This window comes from Alteromonas aestuariivivens (assembly GCF_003367475.1).
GTDB lineage: Bacteria > Pseudomonadota > Gammaproteobacteria > Enterobacterales > Alteromonadaceae > Alteromonas > Alteromonas aestuariivivens.
On record NZ_QRHA01000008.1, the window covers coordinates 125,583 to 150,110 of the forward strand.

The 24,528-nt window shown below is 53.5% G+C and carries 26 protein-coding genes; 10 read left to right on the top strand and 16 right to left on the bottom strand.

Annotated elements, in window-relative coordinates; genetic code table 11:
• Positions 1 to 25: 25 nt before the first annotated feature.
• From DXV75_RS12370 to DXV75_RS12385, 4 genes are read left to right on the top strand one after another with little or no spacing between them, the layout of a single operon-like run.
• Positions 26 to 1,933: an ATP-binding cassette domain-containing protein gene (locus DXV75_RS12370; RefSeq protein WP_115593788.1), complete on the top strand. Its 1,908-nt coding sequence runs from the start codon at positions 26 to 28 to the stop codon at positions 1,931 to 1,933.
• Positions 1,911 to 2,375 carry a TIGR02444 family protein gene (locus DXV75_RS12375; protein WP_115593730.1) on the top strand — a complete coding sequence of 155 codons (465 nt, stop codon included), beginning with the start codon at positions 1,911 to 1,913 and terminating at the stop codon, positions 2,373 to 2,375. Before DXV75_RS12370 ends, DXV75_RS12375 begins: the two co-directional genes overlap by 23 nt.
• Positions 2,376 to 2,418: 43 nt before the next feature.
• On the top strand, positions 2,419 to 3,423 hold the full coding sequence (locus DXV75_RS12380; protein ID WP_115593731.1) for a hydrolase: 1,005 nt from the start codon (positions 2,419 to 2,421) through the stop codon (positions 3,421 to 3,423).
• A 9-nt stretch (positions 3,424 to 3,432) separates the two neighbouring features.
• A complete protein-coding gene (locus tag DXV75_RS12385) occupies positions 3,433 to 3,657 on the top strand; it encodes a YheU family protein (RefSeq protein WP_115593732.1) in 225 nt (74 codons plus the stop codon).
• Positions 3,658 to 3,713: 56 nt separating this feature from the next.
• Here DXV75_RS12385 and DXV75_RS12390 read toward each other — a convergent pair whose 3' ends face one another.
• The gene (locus DXV75_RS12390) at positions 3,714 to 4,163 is read right to left on the bottom strand and encodes an outer membrane beta-barrel protein (RefSeq protein WP_115593733.1); all 450 of its coding nucleotides are present in this window, start codon (positions 4,161 to 4,163) and stop codon (positions 3,714 to 3,716) included.
• Positions 4,164 to 4,573: 410 nt separating this feature from the next.
• On the opposite strand from DXV75_RS12390, the gene DXV75_RS12400 reads away from it, so the two are divergent.
• Together DXV75_RS12400 and mdoH are read left to right on the top strand one after the other, a co-directional pair.
• Positions 4,574 to 6,208 carry an OpgD/OpgG family glucan biosynthesis protein gene (locus tag DXV75_RS12400; RefSeq protein WP_245953200.1) on the top strand — a complete coding sequence of 545 codons (1,635 nt, stop codon included), beginning with the start codon at positions 4,574 to 4,576 and terminating at the stop codon, positions 6,206 to 6,208.
• Positions 6,189 to 8,153 (top strand): glucans biosynthesis glucosyltransferase MdoH, encoded by a 1,965-nt coding sequence (mdoH, locus tag DXV75_RS12405; RefSeq protein WP_115593735.1) that lies wholly within the window; start codon positions 6,189 to 6,191, stop codon positions 8,151 to 8,153. Before DXV75_RS12400 ends, mdoH begins: the two co-directional genes overlap by 20 nt.
• 63 nt (positions 8,154 to 8,216) lie before the next feature.
• Here the strand turns inward: mdoH and DXV75_RS12410 are convergent, their stop codons facing one another.
• The 3 genes from DXV75_RS12410 to nudE are packed head-to-tail and all read right to left on the bottom strand — an operon-like array spanning position 8,217 to position 10,186.
• On the bottom strand, positions 8,217 to 8,786 hold the full coding sequence (locus DXV75_RS12410; RefSeq protein WP_115593736.1) for a YceI family protein: 570 nt from the start codon (positions 8,784 to 8,786) through the stop codon (positions 8,217 to 8,219).
• 4 nt (positions 8,787 to 8,790) lie between these two features.
• Positions 8,791 to 9,618 carry a 3'(2'),5'-bisphosphate nucleotidase CysQ gene (gene cysQ, locus DXV75_RS12415; RefSeq protein ID WP_115593737.1) on the bottom strand — a complete coding sequence of 276 codons (828 nt, stop codon included), beginning with the start codon at positions 9,616 to 9,618 and terminating at the stop codon, positions 8,791 to 8,793.
• A gap of 4 nt (positions 9,619 to 9,622) precedes the next feature.
• Positions 9,623 to 10,186 carry an ADP compounds hydrolase NudE gene (nudE, locus tag DXV75_RS12420; RefSeq protein WP_115593738.1) on the bottom strand — a complete coding sequence of 188 codons (564 nt, stop codon included), beginning with the start codon at positions 10,184 to 10,186 and terminating at the stop codon, positions 9,623 to 9,625.
• A gap of 70 nt (positions 10,187 to 10,256) precedes the next feature.
• On the opposite strand from nudE, the gene yrfG reads away from it, so the two are divergent.
• The gene (yrfG, locus tag DXV75_RS12425) at positions 10,257 to 10,949 is read left to right on the top strand and encodes a GMP/IMP nucleotidase (protein ID WP_115593739.1); all 693 of its coding nucleotides are present in this window, start codon (positions 10,257 to 10,259) and stop codon (positions 10,947 to 10,949) included.
• Positions 10,949 to 11,506 (top strand): inosine/xanthosine triphosphatase, encoded by a 558-nt coding sequence (yjjX, locus tag DXV75_RS12430; RefSeq protein WP_115593740.1) that lies wholly within the window; start codon positions 10,949 to 10,951, stop codon positions 11,504 to 11,506. Before yrfG ends, yjjX begins: the two co-directional genes overlap by 1 nt.
• Positions 11,507 to 11,561: 55 nt before the next feature.
• Here yjjX and DXV75_RS12435 read toward each other — a convergent pair whose 3' ends face one another.
• From DXV75_RS12435 to gspC, 12 genes are read right to left on the bottom strand one after another with little or no spacing between them, the layout of a single operon-like run.
• A complete protein-coding gene (locus tag DXV75_RS12435) occupies positions 11,562 to 12,317 on the bottom strand; it encodes a type II secretion system protein N (protein WP_115593741.1) in 756 nt (251 codons plus the stop codon).
• Positions 12,314 to 12,793, bottom strand: a complete 480-nt coding sequence (gene gspM / locus DXV75_RS12440) for a type II secretion system protein GspM (protein WP_115593742.1) — start codon at positions 12,791 to 12,793, stop codon at positions 12,314 to 12,316. Before gspM ends, DXV75_RS12435 begins: the two co-directional genes overlap by 4 nt.
• Positions 12,790 to 13,989, bottom strand: a complete 1,200-nt coding sequence (gspL, locus tag DXV75_RS12445; RefSeq protein ID WP_115593743.1) for a type II secretion system protein GspL — start codon at positions 13,987 to 13,989, stop codon at positions 12,790 to 12,792. Before gspL ends, gspM begins: the two co-directional genes overlap by 4 nt.
• Entirely contained in the window at positions 13,989 to 14,972 is a 984-nt protein-coding gene (gene gspK / locus DXV75_RS12450; RefSeq protein WP_281268917.1) for a type II secretion system minor pseudopilin GspK, read from the bottom strand. Before gspK ends, gspL begins: the two co-directional genes overlap by 1 nt.
• Positions 14,969 to 15,607, bottom strand: a complete 639-nt coding sequence (gene gspJ, locus DXV75_RS12455) for a type II secretion system minor pseudopilin GspJ (protein WP_115593744.1) — start codon at positions 15,605 to 15,607, stop codon at positions 14,969 to 14,971. Before gspJ ends, gspK begins: the two co-directional genes overlap by 4 nt.
• Positions 15,607 to 16,002, bottom strand: coding sequence for a type II secretion system minor pseudopilin GspI (gene gspI, locus DXV75_RS12460; protein ID WP_281268918.1), 396 nt, complete (start codon positions 16,000 to 16,002; stop codon positions 15,607 to 15,609). The genes gspJ and gspI overlap by 1 nt, the downstream gene beginning before the upstream one ends.
• Positions 15,999 to 16,628, bottom strand: coding sequence for a type II secretion system minor pseudopilin GspH (gene gspH / locus DXV75_RS12465; RefSeq protein WP_281268919.1), 630 nt, complete (start codon positions 16,626 to 16,628; stop codon positions 15,999 to 16,001). Before gspH ends, gspI begins: the two co-directional genes overlap by 4 nt.
• Before the next feature lie 29 nt (positions 16,629 to 16,657).
• The gene (gene gspG, locus DXV75_RS12470; protein WP_115593746.1) at positions 16,658 to 17,092 is read right to left on the bottom strand and encodes a type II secretion system major pseudopilin GspG; all 435 of its coding nucleotides are present in this window, start codon (positions 17,090 to 17,092) and stop codon (positions 16,658 to 16,660) included.
• Positions 17,092 to 18,312: a type II secretion system inner membrane protein GspF gene (gspF, locus tag DXV75_RS12475; protein WP_115593747.1), complete on the bottom strand. Its 1,221-nt coding sequence runs from the start codon at positions 18,310 to 18,312 to the stop codon at positions 17,092 to 17,094. The genes gspG and gspF overlap by 1 nt, the downstream gene beginning before the upstream one ends.
• A gap of 3 nt (positions 18,313 to 18,315) precedes the next feature.
• On the bottom strand, positions 18,316 to 19,881 hold the full coding sequence (gspE, locus tag DXV75_RS12480) for a type II secretion system ATPase GspE (protein ID WP_115593748.1): 1,566 nt from the start codon (positions 19,879 to 19,881) through the stop codon (positions 18,316 to 18,318).
• A 2-nt stretch (positions 19,882 to 19,883) separates the two neighbouring features.
• Entirely contained in the window at positions 19,884 to 21,926 is a 2,043-nt protein-coding gene (gspD, locus tag DXV75_RS12485) for a type II secretion system secretin GspD (RefSeq protein WP_115593749.1), read from the bottom strand.
• Between the two features lie 22 nt (positions 21,927 to 21,948).
• Complete coding sequence (gspC, locus tag DXV75_RS12490; protein ID WP_115593750.1) at positions 21,949 to 22,875, bottom strand: type II secretion system protein GspC; 927 nt, start codon at positions 22,873 to 22,875, stop codon at positions 21,949 to 21,951.
• 126 nt (positions 22,876 to 23,001) lie between these two features.
• Between gspC and DXV75_RS12495 the strand changes: the two genes are divergently transcribed.
• Positions 23,002 to 23,406 carry an RNA-binding S4 domain-containing protein gene (locus tag DXV75_RS12495; protein WP_115593751.1) on the top strand — a complete coding sequence of 135 codons (405 nt, stop codon included), beginning with the start codon at positions 23,002 to 23,004 and terminating at the stop codon, positions 23,404 to 23,406.
• A 26-nt stretch (positions 23,407 to 23,432) separates the two neighbouring features.
• Positions 23,433 to 24,332 carry an Hsp33 family molecular chaperone HslO gene (gene hslO / locus DXV75_RS12500; protein ID WP_115593752.1) on the top strand — a complete coding sequence of 300 codons (900 nt, stop codon included), beginning with the start codon at positions 23,433 to 23,435 and terminating at the stop codon, positions 24,330 to 24,332.
• The last annotated feature ends 196 nt before the right edge of the window (positions 24,333 to 24,528 follow it).

Sequence of the window (24,528 nt, forward strand, 5' to 3'; positions counted from 1 at the left end):
TTGTCATTTCAAAGTATTGCAGGACATGATCAAGCTAACTGATGTCACATTGATGCGGGGAACAAAAGTGCTGCTGGAGCAGGCTTCAGCGCAGGTAAATCCTGGTCAGAAAGCTGCGCTTATCGGCAGTAACGGGTGTGGGAAGTCCTCTCTGTTTGCTCTTTTGCGGGGTGAGTTGTCGCTGGATGCCGGGGATTCACAAGTACCGGGCCACTGGCGTATTGTTAGCGTTGCACAGGAAACACCCGCCGTTGATCGGGGGGCAATCGATTATGTGATAGACGGTGACCGCCATTTGCGTCAGTTGCAAAATGCGCTTCAGCAGGCAGAGCAGGCTCATGACGGTGAGAAGATGGGGCAGTTGCATGACCAGTTGCATCAGGCCAGGGCCTACGATGTGGAGGCTCGGGCGGCAACCATTCTAGCCGGTTTGGGCTTTTCTACTGCGCAATTGTCGGCGCCGGTTACCGATTTCTCCGGTGGTTGGAGAATGCGTCTGAACCTGGCCCAGGCACTTTTGTGCCCGTCGGATTTATTGTTGCTCGATGAACCCACCAACCATCTGGATTTAGACGCCGTGATATGGCTGGAAAAGTGGCTGCAGCGCTATACCGGTACCCTGCTGCTGATCTCACACGACAAGGCCTTTATCGACAACACGGTCAGCCATATTATCAGTGTCGAGTCACAAAAGCTGATCACCTACAGCGGAAACTATTCGGCGTATGAAACACAGCGTGCCGAGCGCATACGCCAACAGAACATAGAATATCAGAAGCAACAGGACAAAATTGCCCACCTTGAATCGTTTATTACCCGGTTCAAAGCCAAGGCCAGCAAAGCCAAACAGGCACAAAGCCGCATCAAACAGCTGGAGAAAATGGAAGCCCTGTTGCCCGCCCACATCGCCAGTGAATTCAGTTTCGATTTCGCACCACCAACCGGATTGCCTAACCCATTGATCCAAATGGACGATATTCAACTGGGATACGGCAGTAACGTGATCCTCAAACAGGTCAAACTGAATCTGGTGCCAGGCAGCCGTATCGGTTTGCTGGGGCGAAATGGCCAGGGCAAGTCGACCCTGATTAAATTACTCGCCGGTGTGCATGCGCCCATGCAGGGCCACTTTTCAGCGGCGAAAGGGTTGAATGTCGGGTATTTTGCCCAGCATCAGCTGGAAACACTGGACCCAAAGGCGTCAGCTTTACTGCATCTGCAGCGGCTCGATAGCAAAGCCACCGAACAGCAATTGAGAGATTATCTGGGCGGTTTTGGATTCCATGGCGATCAGGCTGTGGCGGAAGTGGCCCCCATGTCAGGCGGTGAAAAGGCCCGTCTGGTCCTCGCGCTGATTGTGTATCAAAAGCCCAACCTGTTGTTACTCGACGAACCAACCAACCACCTAGATTTGGAAATGCGACATGCGCTGAACCTGGCTTTGCAGGGGTTTGAAGGGGCCATGGTGCTGGTTTCGCACGACCGCTATTTGCTGTCCTCTGCGTGTGAAGATTTCTATCTGGTCGACAGTGGCAAGGTTGAGCCATTTGCCGGAGACCTGGACGATTATCGCGACTGGATCCTGAAACAGCAAAGCGCGCCGTCTGAGGTTTTGGATTCGAGGCCAAAACCGGATCGCAAGGCGGAAAAGCGGCGTGAAGCGGAGTTTCGTCAGTCGGTAGCACCACTTAAAAAGGCCATCGATAAACATGAAAAAGCCATGGATCAGCTAAACAGCAAACTGACCGTGCTGGAAAATGAACTGGCCCGCCCGGAATTGTATGAAGACATAAACAAAGCCGAGCTGATGCAGTATCTGAAGGAGCAGAGCGAATGGAAAGCACTGCTGGAAGAACACGAAATGGAGTGGCTTGCCGCCCAGGAGTCGCTGGAACACGCCAAGGCCCAATATGAATCCGAAATTGACGGCTGAAACCTTCTGGCAATTCAGCCTTGACTGGTATGCCCAACCGGGATTTGAAGCCCTTGCATTGAGCCTGCAGGACGAATACGGCGTAAACATCAACATGTTGTTGCTGCTGTGCTGGTGTATGAAGCGCCGGGTGATGTTAACCCTGCCACAGTGGCAGACGCTGGCCCAGGCTATCAGCAAGCACGAGGCTGAGTTGAAGGAACATCGCCAGGTTCGGCGAGAGGCCAAAGGCAGCAGCCGTTACCAGTCACTTAAAGATGAGGAGTTGCAGCTTGAGTCGGCGCAGCAACAATGCCTGGTGGAGGTATTCAATGCGCTGCCAGTTGCCACCGCCAGCCAAACGGCGTTTAACCCGTCTGCAGCGGGGTTTATTCACCTGTTTGCGTTACGCGATCATAAAACGGCGCTGGACAGATTAAAACAGGCAATCAACATTCGGTAGTTCCGGCGGGCTCAGTAAAACTCCCGGCGCCATTTAAAAAATTATGCATTTAACACATGGAAAAATAATAAAAAGTGCCTTTGAGGCCCCGAGATGGGCGCGCAACCGGCATGTTCAGACGATGTGGCCGCGATTTGTTCAGCGACGTTTACCGCTGACCTATCAAATGGAGCGTTTGGCGTTACCGGACGGCGACTTTGTTGATCTTGCCTGGGGGCCAGCGCCTGAAAAAATGACGGGGTTGGTTGTTATGTTTCACGGCCTGGAAGGCAGCATACGCTCGCATTATGCCAATGACATGATGGGCAGACTGAGCGGTGCCGGCTGGCAGGTGGTGCTGATGCATTTTCGTGGTTGCAGTGGAGAGTTGAATCGTTTGCCAAGAGCGTATCATTCCGGGGAAACCGGCGACCCGGCGTTTGTGCTTGAAACACTGCATCAGAGATACCCTGACGTTCCCAAAGTAGCGGTAGGATTTTCCCTTGGTGGCAATATGCTGCTCAAACTACTGGGTGAAAACCCTGCCCAGCACTGGCTGCAGGCAGCGGTATCAGTGTCAGCACCATTGAAACTGGCTGAGTGTGCCATCAGCATTGACCAAGGCTTTTCAAGAATCTATCAGGCCTATTTACTCAAAAGCATGAAGTGCACCCTTCAGCAGAAAATGGCGATAATCGATTATCGCCCACTGTTGCAGCTCTCTGCTAATGAGGTGGATGGTATTGTGAATTTTCGCCAGTTTGACGACTGCGTTACGGCACCACTACACGGATTTGTTGACGCCGATGATTACTATGAAAAGTGCAGTGCGTTTCATTTCCTCAGCGCCATACGGTGCCCGACGCTGGTGTTGCACAGCATTGATGACCCCTTTATGAATCATTTAATCATTCCGGAAGAGTCTGCGCTGGCGCCCGATGTGACCATTGAACTGAGCGATACAGGCGGGCATGTCGGGTTTATGCAGGGCAGTATTTTTAGCCCTGAAACCTGGCTGCATGCGCGGGTGAAATCGTTTTTTTGTAATTACCTGCCAACGGATCAGTAGGAGGTTGATGTGATCATTCCGCCACACGCATTGGAAAAACAAACGCTCAGAGCGATTGCCGAGTCTTTTGTGTTGAGGGAAGGTACGGACTACGGAGAGTGGGAAGCGACTTTTGAACAGAAAGTGCAGCAGGTACTGGACCACCTGGAAAGTGGGGAGGCAGTACTGATGTATTCGGAATTGCATGACAGTGTGGATATCAGGCCCGCAAGGGAGCCAGGTGGAGCTGAATAGTTAACGTATTCAAAAGGGGTGCGCGATGAGCGGTTATGCCGCCCATCGCATGCCCGTCAAAACACGTAGCGGGCTGTTGCCTGCATCACATCCCGATCATCGATCATCTCAAAGCTGGCACCTACGGCCCACCGGTGATTGATGTAGTATTTGCCTGACAGTTTAATACCCATGTCGCTGTCGTCCAGGTTGTAGTAACTCACTTCACCACCCAGTTCGATGTTAGGCATTACCATGGACCGGATCCCGGCATTGAGGCTGATGCCGTTATCGTCCCCACCATCGGTATCAAAGCGTTCGAAGTTGGCTCCGGCGTAACCATCGGTGGTGGTATTCAGGGGAAGTCGATATCTGGCAGCCAGGGTCAGGGTATTAATGTCCATAGTACCTTGTTCAAAAAATGCGAACTCCCCGTTGAGGTATACCTGAGAGTTGAGCAGATATTTGCTGCCGATTACCAGGCCATCCGGCTCAAAACTGTTACCGTCGTCCCACCCCCTGGGCAGTAGCCATTATTGCGCCATACTGCCCACAAATTCGTTCATTTAGGCCCACTAAACCTCACTCATTTGCCATTCTGTGAATATGAAATTTCCAAATGAATGTAAATAATTGAATTTATTGAAAAATGAAATTTTTATTGGCGGCGTGCTGAGTGGAAATTGCGCGAATTTCCCTTTTTGGGGGGCGCTGCATTATGAGTAGGAAGTTAAAAGTGTCGCTTAAAACCAACAGTTTTCCCTTTCTGACAGGGCGCTGGCGAGCGCCTGAAATAACCAGATTGCGCAGTTGGCATAAATTTTTAATCGTATAACTATTTGTGTTGTATGAATAAAAAAATATTCGCGGGGCGTTTTTAATCAGTTGGATCGGCTTTTGCACTAGCGTTTGCAACAATTTTCGAGGAGCTTAATTGATGCTGACAAGCGCGATGCAACCGGGCGATAAACTTCCTACTGCGGGCAGACCCGTAGCGAAGCCTTTTTCCCGTATGCGCCGAATTTCGTCGTTTCTGACGGCTATAGTGGGCACGCTGTTGTATGTGGCCCATGCAGGCGCTGTGCAGGTAGACGACGCAAATTTGCCGGCTGAATCCAAGCCTATCTTACGCTCGGTTATTGCCGATGCCCGCGCTTCAGCGGAAGCCGATTACATTACTGACGATCATGATCTGAATCCGAAGCTGAAGTCCATGGATTATCAGGCCTACCGGGCAATTCGTTTCGACGCGCAGCGCAGTCTCTGGCACGACGAGAACGACTACGAGATCCAGTTTTTCCATCCCGGTTTTTTGTACACCCTGCCGGTGACTGTGGTTACCGTTGGCAGTGACAACGCGGAAACGGTGCTGCCGTTTGATTCCGGCATGTTTCGTTATGACACCAATGCGGAACATCTGGCGGGGCTGACCGACGAACACTCCGGGTTTGCGGGTTTCCGTATTCATTACCCGATAAAAAACCAGCAGTACAAAGACGAATTTGCGGTGTTTCTCGGGGCTTCGTATTTTCGCCTTGTAGGCATGAATCATGTTTATGGTTTATCTGCCCGGGGGTTGGCCATTGATACCGGGCTACCGGAAGGTGAGGAATTTCCTCATTTCACCAAATTCTGGTTGATTGAACCTGAAGAAGGCGGGCCGATCACAGTGTACGCGCGTCTGGAAAGCCCGTCAGTTGCGGGTGCGTACAAGTTTGTCATTCAGCCAGGTTCAGATACCCAAATGCAGGTGAAAAGCTGGTTGTTTGCGCGTGAAGATGTGCGCAAACTCGGTGTGGCGCCTTTCACCAGTATGTTTCTGTACGGTGAAAATTCTGCATTACGTCCGGATGACTACCGCCCGGAAGTTCACGACAGCGATGGTGTACTGATGGTTACCAGGAGCGGTGAACAAGTCTGGCGCCCACTGACTAACCCTCAGCGGCTGCAAATCACCTCATTGAGCGACGATAGCCCGCAGGGTTTTGGCATGCTGCAGCGTGATGTTGATTTTGCCAGCTATCTGGACGCAGAGGCCAATTATCATTTGCGCCCGGGGCTTTGGGTTAGCCCGAAAGCCGGATTTGAGCAAGGGCGCCTGGAAGTGGTGGAAATCCCTACCAACTCCGAAACTAACGACAACATCGTGGCCTATTGGGTGCCATCAGAGCCGTTTTCTGCCGGGCAAAGTCGCTACTTTGAGTACACCCTGACTACGGTGGAAAGGAACCCGTTGCCGGTTGCACTGGCTACGGTAGTGCGTACCACTCAGGGCAGCACCCAACTGCCGGGTGAAAAGGCCAAAGGCGAGGCCGGGGCGCGGCGTTTTGTTGTCGATTACATTAAACCCCAAGGCATGGATATCTCCGCGGACGCCCTGAATCTGACTCTTAACGCCAGTAACGCCATCGTGCAACAGGCCCGCCTGTACCCGGTGGACGGTGACCGTCAGCTCCGGGCCACATTTGTGGTCGTGCCCAAGGGCAAAGAAACCGTCGATATGCGGTTGTATATCAATCACCAAGAGCATCAAATCAGCGAGGTTTGGAATTATGTCTATCAACCGAAATAGTGCACCGATCATTCCGGTCGCCCGTCATTCGGTACCAGCCCCTGCGAGCAAAATGACAGCGGTGGGTGAGCGTGCACGTTTGTTTTTTATGGCCTTGCTGGCTGTTCCCACAGCAGGGTTGGCAGGCTGGAGCCTGTATGAGATTTTTCGGCCCAACGGCCTGACCGAACTGGAAATTGCGCAGTTGGGGCTGTGTCTTATGCTGTTCAGCTGGTTGTCTATGGCCTTTTGGACCGCTGTCGTCGGATTTGTGTTTCAGCTCCTGAATATTGATCCCCTGAGTTTGCGTCGCACGCTGGCTAAATCTGATGTCGAGGCGCCGGTGCAACAGCGTCACGCCATTGTTATGCCAGTGTACAACGAAGATACCCAGCGGATTATGGTTGGGTTTGAAGCTTGTGTGCGTGAAATCATGGCCAGTGCATACCGTGGTCAATTCGATTTCTTTATGCTTAGTGATACCCGTGATGCTGAATTGGCAGAGGCGGAATTAAAGGCATGGCAACGCCTGACGAATCGTTTGGGTGACTACGCCAGCCAGGTGTTCTATCGCCGCCGGGAGCAGAATACCGGCCGTAAGGTAGGGAACCTGACCGATTTTTGTCAGCGCTGGGGCGCACACTACGAATCCATGATAGTGCTGGACGCCGACAGCGTAATGTCTGGTGAGCGTATGCTGGATCTGGCAAAGCGCATTGAAGCCAATCCGGATACGGCCCTCATCCAGACTATTCCTATGCCGGTGCGTCAGGATACTTTCTTTGGGCGCTTTGTACAGTTTGCTGCGCATCTGTATAGCCCCATGCTGGCGACCGGACTGTCATTCTGGCAAACCGACAGTGCCAACTATTGGGGCCACAATGCCATTGTTCGCATTCAGCCCTTTATGCAGCATTGTGGCTTGCCCACGCTGGATGGTCGCGCACCGTTCGGCGGTGAAATCCTCAGCCATGATTTCGTTGAAGCGGCTCTGTTGCGCCGGGCGGGGTGGCAATGCTTTCTGTTGACTGACACCGATGGCAGCTACGAGGAAGTACCGAGTAATCTGGTGGATTATGCTGTGAGGGACCGTCGATGGGTGCAGGGAAACATTCAGCATTTGGGTCTGCTGGGGGTAAAAGGTCTGAAAACCACCAGTCGCATGCATTTCCTGTTCGGCGCATTTGCCTACATTTCATCGCTGATCCTGTTCGTGATGCTGGCGCTGGGAACCGTGGATGCCCTTATCCGTGCCAGTACGGTGCCGCAGTTCTTTACCTCCGAGTACCAGTTGTTTCCCACCTGGCAAATTGCCCGTCAGGATATGATGGTGGTGACCATGTGGGGGACGGCGGCCTTGCTGTTTATGCCTAAACTGCTTGGCATCGTGCTGGCGCTGATTCAGCGCAGGCAGGAATTTGGTGGCACTTTTGCGCTGCTAAAAGGGGCGCTGGTGGAAGTGCTTATGGCCGTGCTGATTGCTCCTCTGATGATGTTTTATCACAGCTTTTTTGTGATCAGCGTATTTATCGGTCATCAGGTGAAGTGGGAAGCACAGGCCCGTGAAGGGCGCATGGTCCCTTGGACAGTGGCGCTGAAGCGAACCCGGATCATGAGTTGCCTTGCGGTTGCGTGGGGTGTAACCACCTGGTATTACACACCGTCCCTGTTTATGTGGTTGTTGCCAGTCCTGCTGGGGATGACCCTGGCTGCTCCTCTGATTTGCCTGAGCAGCAGTAAAATGCTCGGGGTGTGGAGTAAACGCGCTGGCATATTTGTGATTGGGCAGGAGATCCGGGAAGACATGGCACTCAAGCGTGTGCGGGTAGGGATGAAGAATTTTGCTCTTGGCCATCAGCAGGCCATTGTGCCAGCACTGCCGCAGGAAAACTGGCACCCTATGCAGATACAGGAGCTAAACCAGCAACCCCTGCCTATGCGGCCTCTGGCGGTTCCGGCTGCCTGAATTCGGTTTTAATGCAAAAGGCCCCGGTAAACCCGGGGCTTTTTGATCTGGATGATTGAGCATTCAGCGGGTGAAGGTTACCGAGAAGGTCACCGGAACTGCAAGAGTAATGCTATCGAGGCCCGCGATCTTTTGCAGTGCTGCAACGCCTTCTTCCAATGCGAAATCTTTGGCCTGTACCAGCGTTGGAGAAACCGTCGTTACGCTCAGCGTATCATCATCAACCCGGTTTACGATAACTTCGAAACTGGCCGGTGCTGCAGTGCCATGCAGGGTAAGCTTGCCCTCAACCGTGCCTTGCAAGGTCTGGCCGGCTTGAGTGCGGAGCAGGCTCTCCGGTACTTGCGCAGTGAAGGTCGCAACCGGAAAGTTCGCAACGTCAAACAGCAGTTCTTTCATGCGTGTGTCACGAATTTCGATCGACGTATTTACCGAAGCCAACGGCACTTCCACGCTTAACTGGCCGGAATCAGACACCGATCCATTCAGGGCGGTAAATTGATGAATTTCCGTTACCTGGGCGTTTTTAGTGGTCAGGAAATGCAGGCTGGATGCACTTTTATCCAACTGCCAGGCAGCCAGGGCTGGCATTGCACATAATCCGGATACGGCCAAAACGGTTCTTAAAAACATGGGGTTATTCCTTGTGATATTGAATGATGTCGCGCCAGGGCACCCGTTGGTCCCCCATCACCACGAAATCCGGGTTTTCCAGCGAGTTCCGTTGATTGTAGGTCAGAGGTTCAAAGTCAGCCGCCAGGATTTGCCCCCCCGCTTCGCTGACTATGCACTGGCATGCGCCGGTATCCCACTCGCCGGTGATACCAAGGCGCATAAACACATCCGCCTTGCCCTCGGCAATGAAACAGGCTTTTAGCGAGCAGCTGCCAAGCGGCAGGGTCTGATAAACCCGTTTTGCACACAGGCGGTTCATAACTTTACTGCGTGCCTGTCGCCGGCTAATGGCAATCATCACCGTACTTTGCCGGGGGTCCTGCAGTTTGCGAACGTGGATCCGCCTGTTTTCCCCCGGGCTTTCCTTGTAAGCTCCCTGCCCTTTGCTGGCGTAATACAGGCTTTGCCCGGGTGGCCAGAATATCACCCCAATCACAGGTTCATTGTGCTCGATTAAGGCTATATTCACTGCAAAGTCGCCGCTGCGGGCGATAAATTCCTGAGTGCCGTCGATAGGGTCAATCAGCCAGTAGCGGTCCCAGGTTTGGCGTTCTGCCAGACTGGCGTGCTGGTTTTCTTCCGACAGGATGGGTATGTCAGGAGTGGCTTCCCTAAGCCTTTGATTGATGATGTCATTGGCGAGATAATCCGCGCTGGTAACCGGGGAGTCGTCGTCTTTCTGGTAACTTTCGAAGTCGCCCTTGTCATATATAGCCAGAACGGCCTGACCGGCTTCTACAGCAACACGTTTGGCGAGTTGCAGTAATTCGTCTACTTCTGCGTCGGGCATGGGGTTATTGCTCCTTCAACCACTTTTGTGCGAGAAACAGTGCAGCAATGCAACGGGCTTCAATAAAATCTTCCCGTGCCAGCAGGGCGTCTGCTTGCTCTAGGGGCCAGGTGACAACCTCCAGCGGTTCAGGCTCATCACCGGGCAAATGACTGGAATAGAGGTCCCGGGCCATCACAATCGACATGTGCGAGTTGAAAAAGGTCGGGGCCATACTTACGGAGTGAATTTCTTGCAGTTCGCGGGCCGCGTAGCCGGCTTCTTCCTGCAATTCGCGGTTGGCGGCCTGCAACGGCGATTCGCCAGGGTCAATCAGGCCTTTGGGAAACCCGAGTTGGTAGGAATGGGTGCCAGCGGCGTATTCGCGCACCAGTACCAGAGTGTGAGCATCGAGCATCGGCACTATCATGACCGCCCCGCGACTGTGGCCAGCCATGCGTTCAAACTGACGGGTAGCACCATTGGAGAATTCCAGATCCAGCCTTTCCACTTTGAACAGACGGCTTTGCGCCACTATTTCTCTTCGATGGATCAGGGGTAACGGCTTGGCCGGATCTATTTTACTCATGTTTATTCGCTACAACTTTCGCTATCATCACTTCCAATCCTAAAGCTTAATGTATTATAAGGAAAATCGCTTGCCATTTCTGCCCTGGAATGAAATCGATACCGTCCTGCTGGATATGGACGGAACCCTGCTTGACCTGCATTTTGATAACCATTTCTGGCTCGACCATTTGCCTGCCAAATTAGCCCGCAAGCACGGCAGGGATATTGAAACCTGTCGCGCTGAAATGCTGGCGCAGTACGACCGGGTGGCGGGGCAAATTGAATGGTACTGTCTGGACTACTGGGCCAGAGAACTGGATATGGATATTGTGGCGGCCAAGCGGGAAATTGAGCATTTGATTGCCTTGCGTGATGATACCCTGCCATTCCTGGATGCCCTGCATGAAAGTGGCCGCGAGGTGGTGCTGGTGACCAATGCTCATCCGGACAGCCTGTCGCTGAAAGTTGAGCACACCCGTCTCGATAAACACATCGACACGCTCATCTCTACGCATGAATTCGGCGTTACCAAAGAGTCCCAGTCATTGTGGCGGCAGTTGCAGCAACACTTGAGGTTTAACCCTGCCCGAACCCTGTTTGTGGATGACAGCCTGACCATTTTGCAGGCGGCAAAGACGTTTGGCATCGCACATCTGCTTGCCGTGACCAACCCCGACAGCAAGCAGCCTGAACGCAGCATTACTGAGTTTCCGGCCGTCAGCGATTACCGGGATTTGACAGACGTGATTCGGGCTAATCCTGCAGGCAGTGGAGTAGTGTGATGAGGTGCATTGTCGGTTCAAAAAATCCGGTCAAGATTGGTGCAGCACGCGAAGCGATAAGCCGATGCATGGAGCAGCCCTTCGACAGTGTAGTGGGTATTGATGTGCCCAGCGGCGTTGCCGCCCAGCCCATGAGTGAGGCAGAAACCCGCAGCGGAGCGGTGAACCGGGTGAAGGCCTGCATTGAACAGAGCGCTGCAGGTAGCGCTTCGGATACATGGTATGTGGCTTTAGAAGGGGGCGTGGACGAATTTGAAGACGGCCCGGCCACTTTTGCCTACGTCGCGATATGTCATCAAGGGCAATGGTCTGTCGGGCGCAGTGCCAATTTACCTCTGCCGGAACCATTTTACCGGGCGCTCAAAAATGGCCAGGAGTTGGGGGATGTAATGGACGAAGCCTTTAAGACTCACAACATCAAGCAAAAAGGTGGGGCCATCGGGCTGCTCACCAATCACCTGGCTACCCGCCAGAGCGTCTACGAACTGGCGCTCACGCTGGCGATGGCGAAATTTATGCATCCCGATTTGTATCCTCAGGAAAAACATCCGTGCTGAGTGGTGGCAACTTCCGGGTTCGAACCCGCGGGAATCAGCCGGCCTGCTGGCCGGACTAGAGTTTGAACCGGGTGTAGCCGTCAGCTTCGGGGCGACTGAACAGCATTGCTGCGTCATGCACTTCCCGTGGCAGGCTGGGATCCAGCTTGAACTGGCCTTGTGCGCTAATGTCTGCCAAATCGGCGCTGACTGTGGCGTTGAGGGTCAGGCCCAGCTTGTTGGGCTCTTTAACCTGCAAAGCAATCTTGCCTTCGCTGCAAGTTAGCTGCGCATTGTAACTACCAAAATCAATCGGCCCCTGGGTGCCTGCTACCGTGGCATTGAGCCAGTCACCGCTGCCAATTAACTGTTCGCATTCCGGGCCAAACTCCAGGGCATCCAGTTTGAGGCGAATTCTCCCTCCGGCATTAACCGGCAACGGTAAACGGACTTTGGCCAAAACACGGTCTACCGGCAAAAACAGCAGGAAATCCTCAGCTTTTACAGATTGAAGGTCAAACAGGCTGATACTCAGAGGCCCCTGAAAGGCCACCTGCCCGGATTCGCGTAAATTTCCACCTCTGATGTCTGCACTCACCCGGCCAACCAGCAGCGCCAAAGGGTGAATTTCCCAGTTCAGGGGGGTTACCGACAGGCCAGACACTGAAACCAGTTCGGCCTGACCGTTCCAAATGGTGCCGGATACGCCGGAAATGGCCATATTGCGGGGCAAGTCAACGCGACCGAGCACCTGGCTGGCGGGTAAATATTTCAACAGGAAGAAGATCAGCGCAGCAACTGTGCCCGCAGCCCAACCTAAGCGTAACTTCATGATTTTCCTAACTGTAAACGTCTGATTTTTATGTGCCCTGATACATTGGCTTCAGCAAAATCGGCCTGCAGAATGGTAATGCCCATGGCTTCCAGCGCCTGCAGCCAGGACAACACATCATTAAACGGTGCATCTTCTACCATAACCTGCAGTTCGTCGCCCTGGGGCTGCATGCGGGCTATGACAATGTTGAAGCGGTTCGTGGTGCTGTTGACTGCCTGGGGCAGCGACCCGTTAAAGCCCGGTCTGGATGAGCCAGAACGCCGCAACTGCTGGGCGCGGTTGACCCGTTCCTGTACCCACACCAGCAGGGATTGTTGATTGGAGAGCAGTTCACGTTGCTGGTCCAGACTTTGGTTCAAAGGTGTCCACACTCCCCAGTAGAACAGTGCGATCACCACGAAGACTGCCGAGACCAACACCAGATGCTGTTCACGCTCGGTCAGTGCGCGATATTTTTCCATAACTGCGTTCATGATTGGCTCCTTATCGCAACACTGCCAACCACGCCATTGTCACGGTTGTTAATGGCGCCTTGCTCGACCACAAAGCCGGCACTCTCTGCCTGGCGTCGAAATTGTTCCAGAGCTTCAAAATTACGGCCAAGGGCCTGAATTCGAATTTCAGTCCGATCGGAGTCGAAACGCAACGTTTGCGGCTTAACGTCTGAAGCTGCAAAGGCTGGAGTAAGCTGTTCAAGCATCACCAACATTGATGCATTGCCTCCCCCCTGCTCGAGTTTTGCCATTTCCGATTGCAGTTTACGGCGTACGTCGCGATAAACACCAATGCGAGGAAATCCGGCCTGCACGGTTTCATCTATCCGGTTGCTGAGCTCGGCATTGTTGGATTTGAGCTGATACAAGCTGACGCCTTTGTCGACCAGGCTGGTGGTAAGCGCGAGCGCCGCGAGCACGGCGGCCATCCGCCATTGCTGCCAGTGCCCGGTTTTTTTGTGCTTTACCTTGTATTCACCCTGAAACAGGTTGAAGCCAGCCTGGCTGGCTTCTTTTGCCAGCACCAGCATGGGCAGTTCCAGCGGAGCCTGTTCGATTTGCAGATTAGGAACCTCGCTAAGCGGAGTTTCCGAATAATTAACCACCGCCAAAGGAGTTTCCTGCTGCCGGGCGAGGTGAGTCAGTGCGGGAATCACCCACAAAGGTTCGCCCTGCAGGCCTTTCCACTCATCTTCCCTAAGCAGCCATTGTTCACCCAGTTTGAGAGCCGACCAGCCTGCCGGATTTTGAGGAACCGCGAGGACATCGGGGAGCAGCGTCTGGCAATTGAGGTTGGCATCAGAGAGCCAGTCGCGCCATTGCGTAAGCTGCGCATGGGCAACTACGGCAACCGCCTGACGGTCGCCCACTCGGGGCCCCATGGCAAAGAATTGCTGGGAGATGTCCAGTGCCAGCTCGTCTTCCAGCATAAACGGGACTGCAGACAATACTTTTCGCCCGGCACGGGGAGGCAGCTGGACCCATTTGAGCAGGATGTCTGAAGTGGGGGCTAGGGCGATGACCGGTCGCTGACCCGCGCGCTCCGAAAGTGTGGATAACTGGCCAGCATCGGTGAGTTCACCGGAAGCAATGATTTCCTGTTCTGTACTGGACCATACCAGCCAGTGAATGGGGTCAGCGTGGCGGGAGCCCAGCCTGACCAGCAGTTGTTCCATTAATCTACTCCTCCGAACTCACGTCTGAGAATGTTCACTTCCTGCCCCTTTGGCGCATGAAACACAGTGCTAAGGGTGAAGGTGGCATCATTGTATCGGGTCTTGGTGTGCAGGATAAAATATTCTGAGTTAATACTAAACCAGTCACGTTGGGATTGCTGCAGTTGCAGGGCATCAATTGCTGGCTCAGACAGAAAATCGTTTACGTCGCTCCAGCCGTCCTGTGGGCGGCTGGAAATCACACTCTGCGCCTGCTGAAGCGTGAGCCCTGTGACCCCGGCGAGCAATGCCGCACGTTCCGAGGTGATGGTGTTGACGTTTATGCTCATGGCATCTATTCCGGGGATGACGCAGATCAGTGGCAACAACTCATTCATCCAGGAAGGTTCCACACCATTAACGAGGCGAAATTCAGATTGTGACGACATCAAACCGTTGGCTGCAAGGTATGGATGCTGCCGTGATTCATATTCGCTGTCTTCGGCACCATAAGGTCGCATACTGTCGTCGTCATCTATCCAGTCTGCGAGGCTGTCGCGCACTGTATCGGCGGTGTAACTGTCAATTTCAAGGCCTGATTCGAGCAACATGCGGTGGAATGCATCCATTGCGAATGTAGCCTGCTGGTTTTGTTGGCTGGCATCGCCCTGCAAAATGGCATTCAGGTTGAAGCAGCTCTGCATGTCTTCGAGTTGCGCCTGAATGCCGCCCCCATCCAGAGGGTAGGTCACTTCTTCATTCCAGGGCTGGTCCAGGGAAATCTTATCGTCGTTATTGTCCAATAGAGTGCGGATGGACTTTCTGGCAAATGCCTCGGCTCCCATTGCATACCAGTAGGCCTGATTGTTGTCCTTGATATTGAGCGTACGCTTAACCTGCAATTGCAGACGGGCACCCATCTCGGTAGCGAGGATCGATACCAGCGCAACAATCATCAGCACAATCAGAAGAGCGACGCCCTGCTGGCGTTTTACCTGGCTCACAGCTGGGCTCCGGAAAGCGCGAATACCCTTCGAATGCGGCCAAAGTCCTGGCTGACAAATTCAAATGCCACGGCTTTGGGCAGAACGCTGCCGGTGTAACTGTCGGTCCAGTCTGGTTCGTTGTCCCGGTCGTTGGAGTCCGTACTGGCCGGGGCCATGAATTCCACCTTGAACTCGCTGACGCCGTCCAGCAATACCCGAACCTTGGGCTCGTAACCAACAACGTTGTCTACATAATTGCTGTAAACCCGCTCAAGTTTTTCGTCCTGCAGGCGGTAAGCGACAAACTGTAACGTACTTCGCGGCAGCATCATTTGCGGGTTATTCCAGCCACTGCGCACAAAGGCTATGCCGTCGTCTTCACTGTCGTCCAGTTGCCCACCGCGCATAACCACGTCGGTTTTTTCGGCGTTCAGGCGCACGGGGCGTGGCACGGCCTGTTGAATGTCGCGTTCAATGGTCATCATGGCCCGCTGCAGGTGTTGCAGCTTTTCGAAGCGCTCTTCTGATAATTCGTTGCTGTCAATTACAGACGTGAGTACGCCGGTTGCGGCTAACCCAATGAGGGTGAAAATGGCCATGGCGACCAGGATTTCAATCAGTGTAAATCCCCGAACTCGCTTGTTCGCTGGCATCACCCTTTGCCCTCCGATGGCTTTGCCACGTAGGTAGTAACGGTTGTCAGGGTGGACTCATAGCGTTCGTCCAAACCTACGATGATGTCGATGGCTCTTAAGTCGTCGTCATTGGTTTTTTTTACCGTTTGTTGCCAGTACCAGGTGCGGTCAGCCATTTGCATGCTGCCCTTGAGATTATTTTTGGGCGGCCACTGATTTGTGAGTTTCAGTTCATTAAGACGATTATTGGCTACCCAGGTGGCAAAAGTGATTTGCTCTACCTGACCGACACTGTTGAGGTGATTCGACGCGGCTTTCAGAACCGCGGTTCCGGTAAGCGCGAAAATCAGCAGAGCTACCATGACTTCCAGTAACGTCATGCCACGACTGAGTCTTATTCCTGAGGTTATCACTCTGGTTGCTCCAGCGGACCTTCCAGAGCCAGTGGGGGCATGTCCTGGTTGCTAAGAACAAAGTACGCCGGATCGTCATCCCCAAACCCAGGCTCGTAATTGAATATCAGCTGGAAGGGAGTGATCTCCCCACTGGACATGATCAGTACCTGCGGAGGCGGAATTGGCTTGTCTTCTTCATTGCCTATCTCCACGGCATCCTCGGACACACTGAGGTTTTCGTCAAACAGTTCCCGATCGAACAGTTGCTCTTCCTCTTCCCAGGGCAAGTCGTCAAGGTTGAGGGTAAACGTGAATGGCTCGGGCAGTGTCTGGGCCTGATACAGTTCGTCTTCCACCCGTTGCCACTTGTCGTCTTCGTCCAGATAGACGAAAAAATAGCTGTTGTCCTTTTCTTCAAAACGAAGGCCAAGTTCCCGCTGGTTCAGAACCGCGTAATCGCTGGCCATATCGACGATGACCTGTAGCCTGCGGGCCTGCTGCTCTAACTGATCAACCTGGCTGACACCAAATGCATTGAACACCACATAGCCGGCTGCAAGGCCCATCAACAACAGGACCAGCATCACCTCAAGCAGCGTAAAGCCGGCTTCGGGCCTGTGTGTTGCGCGGCGTTGTTCAGACAAAGATGGCCTCCTGGCTCACAACCTCCGAATTACAGGTATTCGTTGACGTTCCAGTTGCCAATGTCGTCATCAGTACCGGGCTGGCCATCGGGGCCACTGGAGAAAATATCCACTTTACCCAGTTCTCCGGGGCTGATCAGGGTGTAGGGGTTGCCCCACGGATCTTCGGGCAGGCGCTTGATAAATCCGTCAGAGGGGTAATTGCGTGGAATGGGGTCGATGGTTGGAGCGCTCACAAGAGCATCCAGACCCTGTTCGGTTGTTGGGAAGGTGTTGTTGCGTAACTTGTACATTTCCAGCGCACTTTCAAGCTGTTGAATGTCAACGGCGGCCTTCTTCAGTTGCGCTTCTTCCTGATTACCCAAAATCTGTGGTGCAACCATCGACGCCATAATGCCGATGATCAGCAGCACAACCATTACTTCGATTAAGCTGAAGCCGGAGGCACGGTTGAGAGTTTTCATTACATATTCACCATATCGTTTAAAGCTAAAATTGGCTGAAGGATCGCCATAACAATGAACAGCACAATGCCAGCCATTGAAACGATCAACATTGGTTCAAACACCTTAAGTGAGACACCAATCAGCGCCTCAAATTCCCTATCCTGGTTATCGGCGGCGCGTGCCAGCATCTGTTGCAGTTCGCCGGATTTTTCACCCGAGGCGATCATGTGCATCATCATGGGCGGAAACATTTGGGTCTTATCCAGCGCCGCCCGCAGGCTACTGCCTTCTTTGACATTCACTGCTGCGTCAGAAACCTGGTTCTTGATATGCTGGTTTTCCAACACGTCGCTGGAAATGCGCATGGCTTCCAGTAACGGTACCGCGCTGGCCGTCAGAATACTTAAAGTGCGGGCGAAGCGGGCGGTATTCAAGCCTCGTGTCACCCGGCCAACAAGAGGCATTTTGAGCAGTGCCTGGTGGTACTTCAGTTTCATGGCTGGCTGCTGAACGAGTTGATGGAAAATGATTGCCAGTATCACAATAACCATGAATAAAAACAGCCCGTAATCTTGTAGCCAAGTGCTGACGCTGATCAGCAACTGAGTGATAGCAGGCAGATCCTGGCCCATATGATCAAACTGGCCGACGATTTTGGGGACCACGACCGTGAGTAGCAGCAATACAATGCCCAGGGCAAAAAACATCATCAGGGAGGGGTAAATCATCGCCTGAATGATCTGGCTGCGGGTTTGCTGGCGGCGCTCAGTGTAATCCGCCAGGCGGTTGAGTACCGTGTCCAGGTGGCCGGACTTTTCTCCGGCCGCCACCATGGCGCGGTAGAGTTCATCAAACACACTGGGGAACTCGGACAGTGCATCGGCTAAACCGTGCCCTTCAACCACTTTTGAGCGCACCGCCATCATCATGTTTTTCTGGCGTGGCTTTTCGCATTGTTCAGCAACCGCAAGCAGTGCCTCTTCAATAGGAAGGGCAGATTCTACCAGAGTGGCAAGCTGGCGCGTCAGCAGTGCCAGATCCGACGCCGAAATTCTTGGTTTGAACAGGCTGAAACCGGAGCGGTTGGCACTGGTGCGCTCGGATACCTGCTCCACTTCAAGAGGAATAAGGCCCTGCTCGCGCAACTGCTGACGCACCTGGCGAGGGTTGTCCCCTTCCAGTACGCCGCTGGTATTGCGCCCACGGGCGTTTACCGCCTTATAAGCAAATGCCGCCATTCGCTAGTCCTCCCGGGTAACGCGAAGCACTTCTTCCAGCGAAGTGATTCCGGCCAGAACCTTGTGGCAGCCATCTTCGCGGATGCTGGGGGTGGTGGTGCGAATGTATTTTTCTATCGCCTGTTCTCCGTGCCCTTCGTGCATCATTTCCCGTACAGGCTGGTCTACCATCAGCAATTCGTGAATACCGGTACGGCCGCGGTAACCGGTCTGATTACAGGCTGCACAGCCGTGGGCGGCATAAATCACAGGCGGTGACATTGCTTCAGTGATGCCAAGGACTTGCAGCTCCTGCTGCGTTGGGGAATGCACTTTTTTGCAGTCCGGGCAAAGGGTTCGTACCAGTCTTTGGGACAACACCGCCAACAAACTGGAGGACAGCAAAAACGGCTCTATGCCCATATCTTCCAGTCGGGTGATGGCACCGGCTGCGGTGTTGGTGTGCAGGGTAGACAGCACCAGGTGACCGGTCAAACTGGCCTGTACCGCAATCTGGGCGGTTTCCACGTCGCGGATTTCGCCCACCATTACTACATCAGGATCCTGCCGCAGAATCGCCCGAAGCCCGCGGGCAAAAGTCATGTCCACACGGGGGTTGACCTGAGTCTGGCCAATGCCCTGTAAGTCAAATTCGATGGGGTCTTCCACCGTAAGAATGTTACGGTCTTTGGAGTTGATTTCCGTTAAGCCCGCATACAGGGTAGTACTTTTGCCGGAGCCGGTTGGCCCGGTGACCAGAATGATGCCGTGGGGCTTGCGGATCAATGCTGAAAAGTGGTCCCGGTTCACCTTGGTCATACCGAGATCTTCGAGGTTCAGGCGTGCATTGTTCTTATCGAGCAAACGCAGCACCACCCGTTCACCGTGGCTGGATGGCATGGTGGAAACCCGTACATCCACAGCACGTCCGGCGATCCGAAGAGTGATGCGGCCGTCCTGGGGCACTCGTTTTTCGGCGATGTCGAGTTTCGCCATTACCTTAATGCGTGACACCAGCATGGATGAAAGCTTGCGATTCGGACGCAGGATCTCGCGTAATACGCCGTCAACCCGAAAGCGCACCACCAGCTGGTTTTCGAAGGTTTCAATGTGAATGTCCGAAGCGCCTTCTTTGATGGCTTCACCGAGCATGGCGTTGATCAGCTTGATGATGGGGGCATCGTCTTCGCTGTCGAGCAAATCTTCGGTGTCGGGCAATTCGTCGGCAAGAGCAAACAGGTCGCTTTCGTTGCCCAAATCTTCCATCAACTGCTTGGCGGCTGAAGAGTCCCGCTGAAATGCCTGGGTCAGCAGGTGTTCAAAACGGTCGACCGGGATTTCTTTAACCGAAAAGGGCTCGGCAAAAAAACGGCGAACTTCGGCGAATACCGAAAACGGTGTTTCGCTGGTGTAATACAAAACGGCCGGTGTTTCGTTGGTTTCCAGCAAAATGTGATTGCGCTTGGCAAAACTGAAACCCAGCTGGCGCGGACCACCGTGCTGTTCTTCGTCATCACCGACGATGGCTTCCAGCGCTTCCTCCTGGGCTTCCAGTGCGGCAGACTGCAGGTGTTCGGTTTGCTCGGCCATAACTAGTCGTTACCCTGTTCCAGCTTCTCTTTTTCCGTCAGGTACTCCTCGAATGAAGGAGGCAGCGTCAGGGCATCATCCCACTCCGGCATGGAGGGGCTTTCGGTAAATGGCATTAGCGGTATGCCTTCCTGCTGGCGCTTGAGCTGTTGGGCGCGAATGTAGTTGTATTTGCGATGGCTGATTTCGTTCATGGTCACGCCGTCGCGAACTATGCTGGGTTTCAGGAACACCATCAGGTTGCGTTTACGCTTGCTGGTGGAGGTGGTTTTAAACAAATGGCCGAGAATCGGGATATCGCCAAGTAACGGCACTTTGGACACACTTTCCTGAATGTCTTCGTCAATCAGGCCGCCCAGAACGATGGTGCCGCCGTCATCCACAATCACTGTGGTTTTGATTTCACGCTTGTTGATGGAGATATCCACCGAGGTGGCACCGCTGACGCTGGAGACTTCCTGCTCTATGGTTAACTGAACCGCGTCGCCTTCGTTGATCTGTGGCGTCACTTTCAGCTTGATGCCCACTTCCTGGCGGTCGACGGTCTGGAACGGGTTGGAATTATTGGAGCCCGTGGTGGTGCCGGTAATGATTGGCACTTCCTGGCCAACGATGAAAAAGGCTTCCTCGTTGTCCATGGTAGTCAAATGCGGTGTGGCCAATACATTGGAGTTGGTATCCGTGCTCACCGCCTGTACCACCGCACCCCAGCCATCTTCTATAATGCCGGCAATCAGGCCGTTGGCACCACCCAGCAGGGTGGCTAGCGGTGTCAGGTCGCCCTCTATAGTTTCCTGAGTCTCCACTGGTACGCCATTCGCTGAGGTGGTGGAGCGGGTAACTACGCGATCTTCTGCCTGGCGCAACGCCACGCCCAATGCGCCAACCGGGATCACCCCGTTGTTGAACTGGGTACCGCCCCCATCCTCAGAAATCCACTGCACACCCAGCGTGGCACCGTCACCTTCGAACACTTCCACAATCAGGGCTTCTACCTGCACCTGGGCGCGACGTACATCCAGCTGGCGAATCACCTCTTCCAGAGAACGCATCATGTCGGGTTCGGCGGTAATGACTACCGAGTTTGAGGCCTCGTGGGCGTCAATGCTGACCTCGCGGTTGCCGCCACGGCGTGCTCCATTTGTATTGGCACCCTGCTCTTCGGCCTGAATGCTGGCCGAAACCCCTTGGAGTACTTTAACCAGGTCTTCCGCTTTGGCGTAATTCAGGAATACCACCCGTGTATTGCCGCTGGTCTGCAGTTCCTGATCCATACGCTGGATAAGGTTGATGATACGCTGACGGGCTTTTTCATCGCCGCTGACAATCACCGAATTGGTGCGGTCATCGGCCACCACCCGAGGGTCGGATTTGGCCCCGGTGTTGGCTTTGCCCTGGGATTTGTTAATGCTCTCGACGATGCGTACCATTTCAGAAGCAGAGGCGTAACGCAGCTTCACGATGTCGACTTCTTCGTCACCGGCGCGGTCAACCCGCTCGATAATTTCCACCAGGCGGTTTACCACCGCAGCGCGGCCGGTCAGCATCATTACGTTGGAAGGGTCATGGCTGACCACGTTGCCGCCACCGGCCTGATCGTTCAGCTGGCGTAAAATCGGTGCCAGTTCACGCACGGGTACGTTGTATACCGGCACTACGCGGGTGATCATTTCGTCGCCGTCCAGCAGCGAGCCTTCTACCACAGGGATGTTGGAGGTTTTGGCGTCTTTTGAGCGCACCACCTTCAAAATACCATTGGGCATTTCCACAACGGCAAAGTCGTATACTGCCAGTACGTTAAGGAAAAACTGGTAATACTGGTCTTCGTTCAGCATGTCATAGCTGCGAACGCTGATTTTGCCCCGCACATTCGGGTCTACAATAATGGTTTTTTCAAGATTCTTGCCGACAATGGTAATGAACTCATTGATGTCGGTGTCTTTGAAGTTAGGCATGTATTCGGCTGCAGCCACAGATGCACTGAGCAGCGCGGCACAGGCCGCGGTGGCTATCTGAGAAAACAATTTTTGGGCAGCTTGCCTCATATCTCTTTCATCCTGTCAGTTCTTATTCTGTATCGGGGACCGGAATGTCCAGATAAATGGTGAGGTATTCACCTTCACGGGTAATGGTCAGTTCTATGGTCTGCGAATTGCGCAATTCGTTCATGGCGTCCACTGACTGTTGGGTATCGGTTAAATCATATCCGTTAATTTGAACCACTACGTCTCCCGCCACCAGGCCCGCCGACTCAAACAGCGCCGGATCCTTGCCCGGTTTGATTTGGTAGCCTTGCAGCTGACCGTCCTGGGTTTTGGGGGAAATGGAAAAATAGTCGGTAAAATTGGCCGGCTGACGGCGAATAGCCTCAGTGGCTTCCACCGCATCCTCACTTAAACGCCTGGCCGGGCGCAATGGCTCTGGCTCTGGGCGGCTTCGGGAGGCGGTTTGTGTCTGGCGCCGCTTGGGGTCATTGTAGTCCACACCTTCCAGCATCAAGGTTTCGTGACGGGTGCCATTTTTAATAATCACCCTGTCGCTTAGCACCTGATCCAGTGTTGCGTTGGTACCTTCAATCTTTTCGCCCAATCCGTAAGTGGCCTGCGACCCCCGATTTTCAATGATCGCGGCCCCGGCATTCTGGATGGTACTGGCAACAACGCCGGCCAGGGTTAAATTTAACTTTGTTTCCGGCGCGTCTGTTACCGGAGGTGCTTCAACAATAATTTGTGCGTTGACTTCACCAAACAGATTCAGCTGTTGCAAACGGGTCAGGTTGACCCCACTTTGCGAGGGAGCTGTTTGTGCCGGAGGCCTTGATGAGGTAGTTGGTGTCGCAGACAGCGATGGTTCAGGTATAATTCTCCAGATAAGCTGAGCGACGAACGCGATCAAATACAGGCTCAACAAAACGACAACAAGCAGGTTGAGTTGTTTTTGGTGCCGGTTGAAGATTTGCACCAGCGAGTGGGAGTTGAGTTTGTCGAGTGTCATGCTGCCAGGTCTGGAACCGCTATTTATAGTTGAATAGTTAAGTGCGTCCGCACGTTAGCTGCTCCATGATAGCCTAGTCAAGGCGGCGGTCACAACACTAAAACCAAAGAGTTACAAAATTATTACATGGCCAGTCAGAACCCCAGTAAAACTCAGGAATTACCCCGTCTCGACAAATGGTTGTGGGCGGCGCGATTTTTTAAAACCCGCGCGCTGGCACGGGAAATGGTGCAGGCGGGAAAGGTGCATTACAACGGAGTGCGATCTAAGCCGGGACGAAATGTTGAGGTCGGTGCAATGATCCGAATACCTTCCGGCTGGGATATCAAGGAAGTTGAGGTACTGGCTTTGGCAGACAAACGCCTGAGCGCGCCGCTGGCGCAACAGCTCTATCGGGAAACCGAAGCCAGTGAACAAAAGCGGGAAGAGAATCGCCAGGCCAGGCAGCTTAGTGCGTTTCACAGCCCTAAGCCTGAGCACAAGCCGGATAAAAAGCAGCGTCGCCAGATTATCCGCTTTAAGCAACAATAACCCCGTCAGCAACAGGATATTTAATCATGAATGGGTTCGATCAGTTAAATCGTTATGTTTTTAATCAGGCCAATGTGCGCGGCGAATTGGTGCGCCTGGAAGACAGCCTTCAGCACATCGTGCACAGTTATGAATACCCTCCGCAGATTCAGGGGTTGCTGAGTGAAATGGCCGCTGCCACCTGTCTGTTGACGGCCATTCTTAAATTCAAAGGTGAGATAGGCCTGCAGATTCAGAGCGAAGGGCCAGTGAAATACGCGGTCATTCACGCTACGCACGAGCAAACCCTGCGCGGCGTGGCGCGTTGGGATGAGTCACTGCCGGTATTGCCACAAAATTTCACCGACTTGGTTGCTAAAGCGGTGCTGGTGATCACCATCACTCCCCAGGACGGCGAGCGTTACCAGGGCGTGGTGGCTCTCGACAAGCCAACCCTGGCCGAATGCCTGGAAGGGTATTTTGAGCAGTCGGAGCAGTTGTCGACCAAGGTTATGCTAATGACCGACCTCAGCGATCCGGAAAGGGCCCGGGCAGCAGGCATGCTACTGCAGGTGTTGCCAACTTCGGCCGAATCCACTAAGGCAAACGGTAATCCGGAGTTTGATCATTTGTGCAAACTTACCGAAACCCTGACTGAGGAAGAAATGTTCAGCTTACCGGTGAACGATATTCTCTATCGGCTCTATCATCAGGAAAACGTTGAACTGTACGATCCTCAGACCATTCGCTTTGCCTGCAGTTGCTCTCGTGAACGCAGTGCAGAAGCGCTGCGCAACGTTGATAAAGCCGAGCTGCTGCATATCATCGAAGAAGAAGGCGCGATTAAGATGAGTTGCCAGTATTGCCACACCGAATACCGTTTTGATGCGATTGACGTGGAAGCCATTCATGGTGGCCATTTCGGCAGCACTCCGGCCAATCAGTAGATGCTCCAGTCTGCACAGTGTAAAGCCTGAAAGCGTGACTTTATCAACATTCTGAAGGGCTGCCTGTGCAGCCTTCAGAATAAAATACCCCATCCAGATCAATAAAAATGTCGATTATCATCATCGATGATAACGCTCTCTTTTCACAACTCTATACTTAAGGGAGCGGGAAAGACACACAGCCTCTTTCCCATCC

Coding starts and splice junctions, on each gene's coding strand:
- DXV75_RS12370 (WP_115593788.1), top strand. CDS start 26: ATGATCAAGCTAACTGATGTCACATTGATGCGGGGAACAAAAGTGCTG.
- DXV75_RS12375 (WP_115593730.1), top strand. CDS start 1,911: ATGAATCCGAAATTGACGGCTGAAACCTTCTGGCAATTCAGCCTTGAC.
- DXV75_RS12380 (WP_115593731.1), top strand. CDS start 2,419: ATGCATTTAACACATGGAAAAATAATAAAAAGTGCCTTTGAGGCCCCG.
- DXV75_RS12400 (WP_245953200.1), top strand. CDS start 4,574: ATGCTGACAAGCGCGATGCAACCGGGCGATAAACTTCCTACTGCGGGC.
- mdoH (WP_115593735.1), top strand. CDS start 6,189: ATGTCTATCAACCGAAATAGTGCACCGATCATTCCGGTCGCCCGTCAT.
- DXV75_RS12410 (WP_115593736.1), bottom strand. CDS start 8,786: ATGTTTTTAAGAACCGTTTTGGCCGTATCCGGATTATGTGCAATGCCA.
- cysQ (WP_115593737.1), bottom strand. CDS start 9,618: ATGCCCGACGCAGAAGTAGACGAATTACTGCAACTCGCCAAACGTGTT.
- nudE (WP_115593738.1), bottom strand. CDS start 10,186: ATGAGTAAAATAGATCCGGCCAAGCCGTTACCCCTGATCCATCGAAGA.
- yjjX (WP_115593740.1), top strand. CDS start 10,949: ATGAGGTGCATTGTCGGTTCAAAAAATCCGGTCAAGATTGGTGCAGCA.
- DXV75_RS12435 (WP_115593741.1), bottom strand. CDS start 12,317: ATGAAGTTACGCTTAGGTTGGGCTGCGGGCACAGTTGCTGCGCTGATC.
- gspM (WP_115593742.1), bottom strand. CDS start 12,793: ATGAACGCAGTTATGGAAAAATATCGCGCACTGACCGAGCGTGAACAG.
- gspL (WP_115593743.1), bottom strand. CDS start 13,989: ATGGAACAACTGCTGGTCAGGCTGGGCTCCCGCCACGCTGACCCCATT.
- gspJ (WP_115593744.1), bottom strand. CDS start 15,607: ATGCCAGCGAACAAGCGAGTTCGGGGATTTACACTGATTGAAATCCTG.
- gspG (WP_115593746.1), bottom strand. CDS start 17,092: ATGAAAACTCTCAACCGTGCCTCCGGCTTCAGCTTAATCGAAGTAATG.
- gspF (WP_115593747.1), bottom strand. CDS start 18,312: ATGGCGGCATTTGCTTATAAGGCGGTAAACGCCCGTGGGCGCAATACC.
- gspE (WP_115593748.1), bottom strand. CDS start 19,881: ATGGCCGAGCAAACCGAACACCTGCAGTCTGCCGCACTGGAAGCCCAG.
- gspD (WP_115593749.1), bottom strand. CDS start 21,926: ATGAGGCAAGCTGCCCAAAAATTGTTTTCTCAGATAGCCACCGCGGCC.
- gspC (WP_115593750.1), bottom strand. CDS start 22,875: ATGACACTCGACAAACTCAACTCCCACTCGCTGGTGCAAATCTTCAAC.
- DXV75_RS12495 (WP_115593751.1), top strand. CDS start 23,002: ATGGCCAGTCAGAACCCCAGTAAAACTCAGGAATTACCCCGTCTCGAC.
- hslO (WP_115593752.1), top strand. CDS start 23,433: ATGAATGGGTTCGATCAGTTAAATCGTTATGTTTTTAATCAGGCCAAT.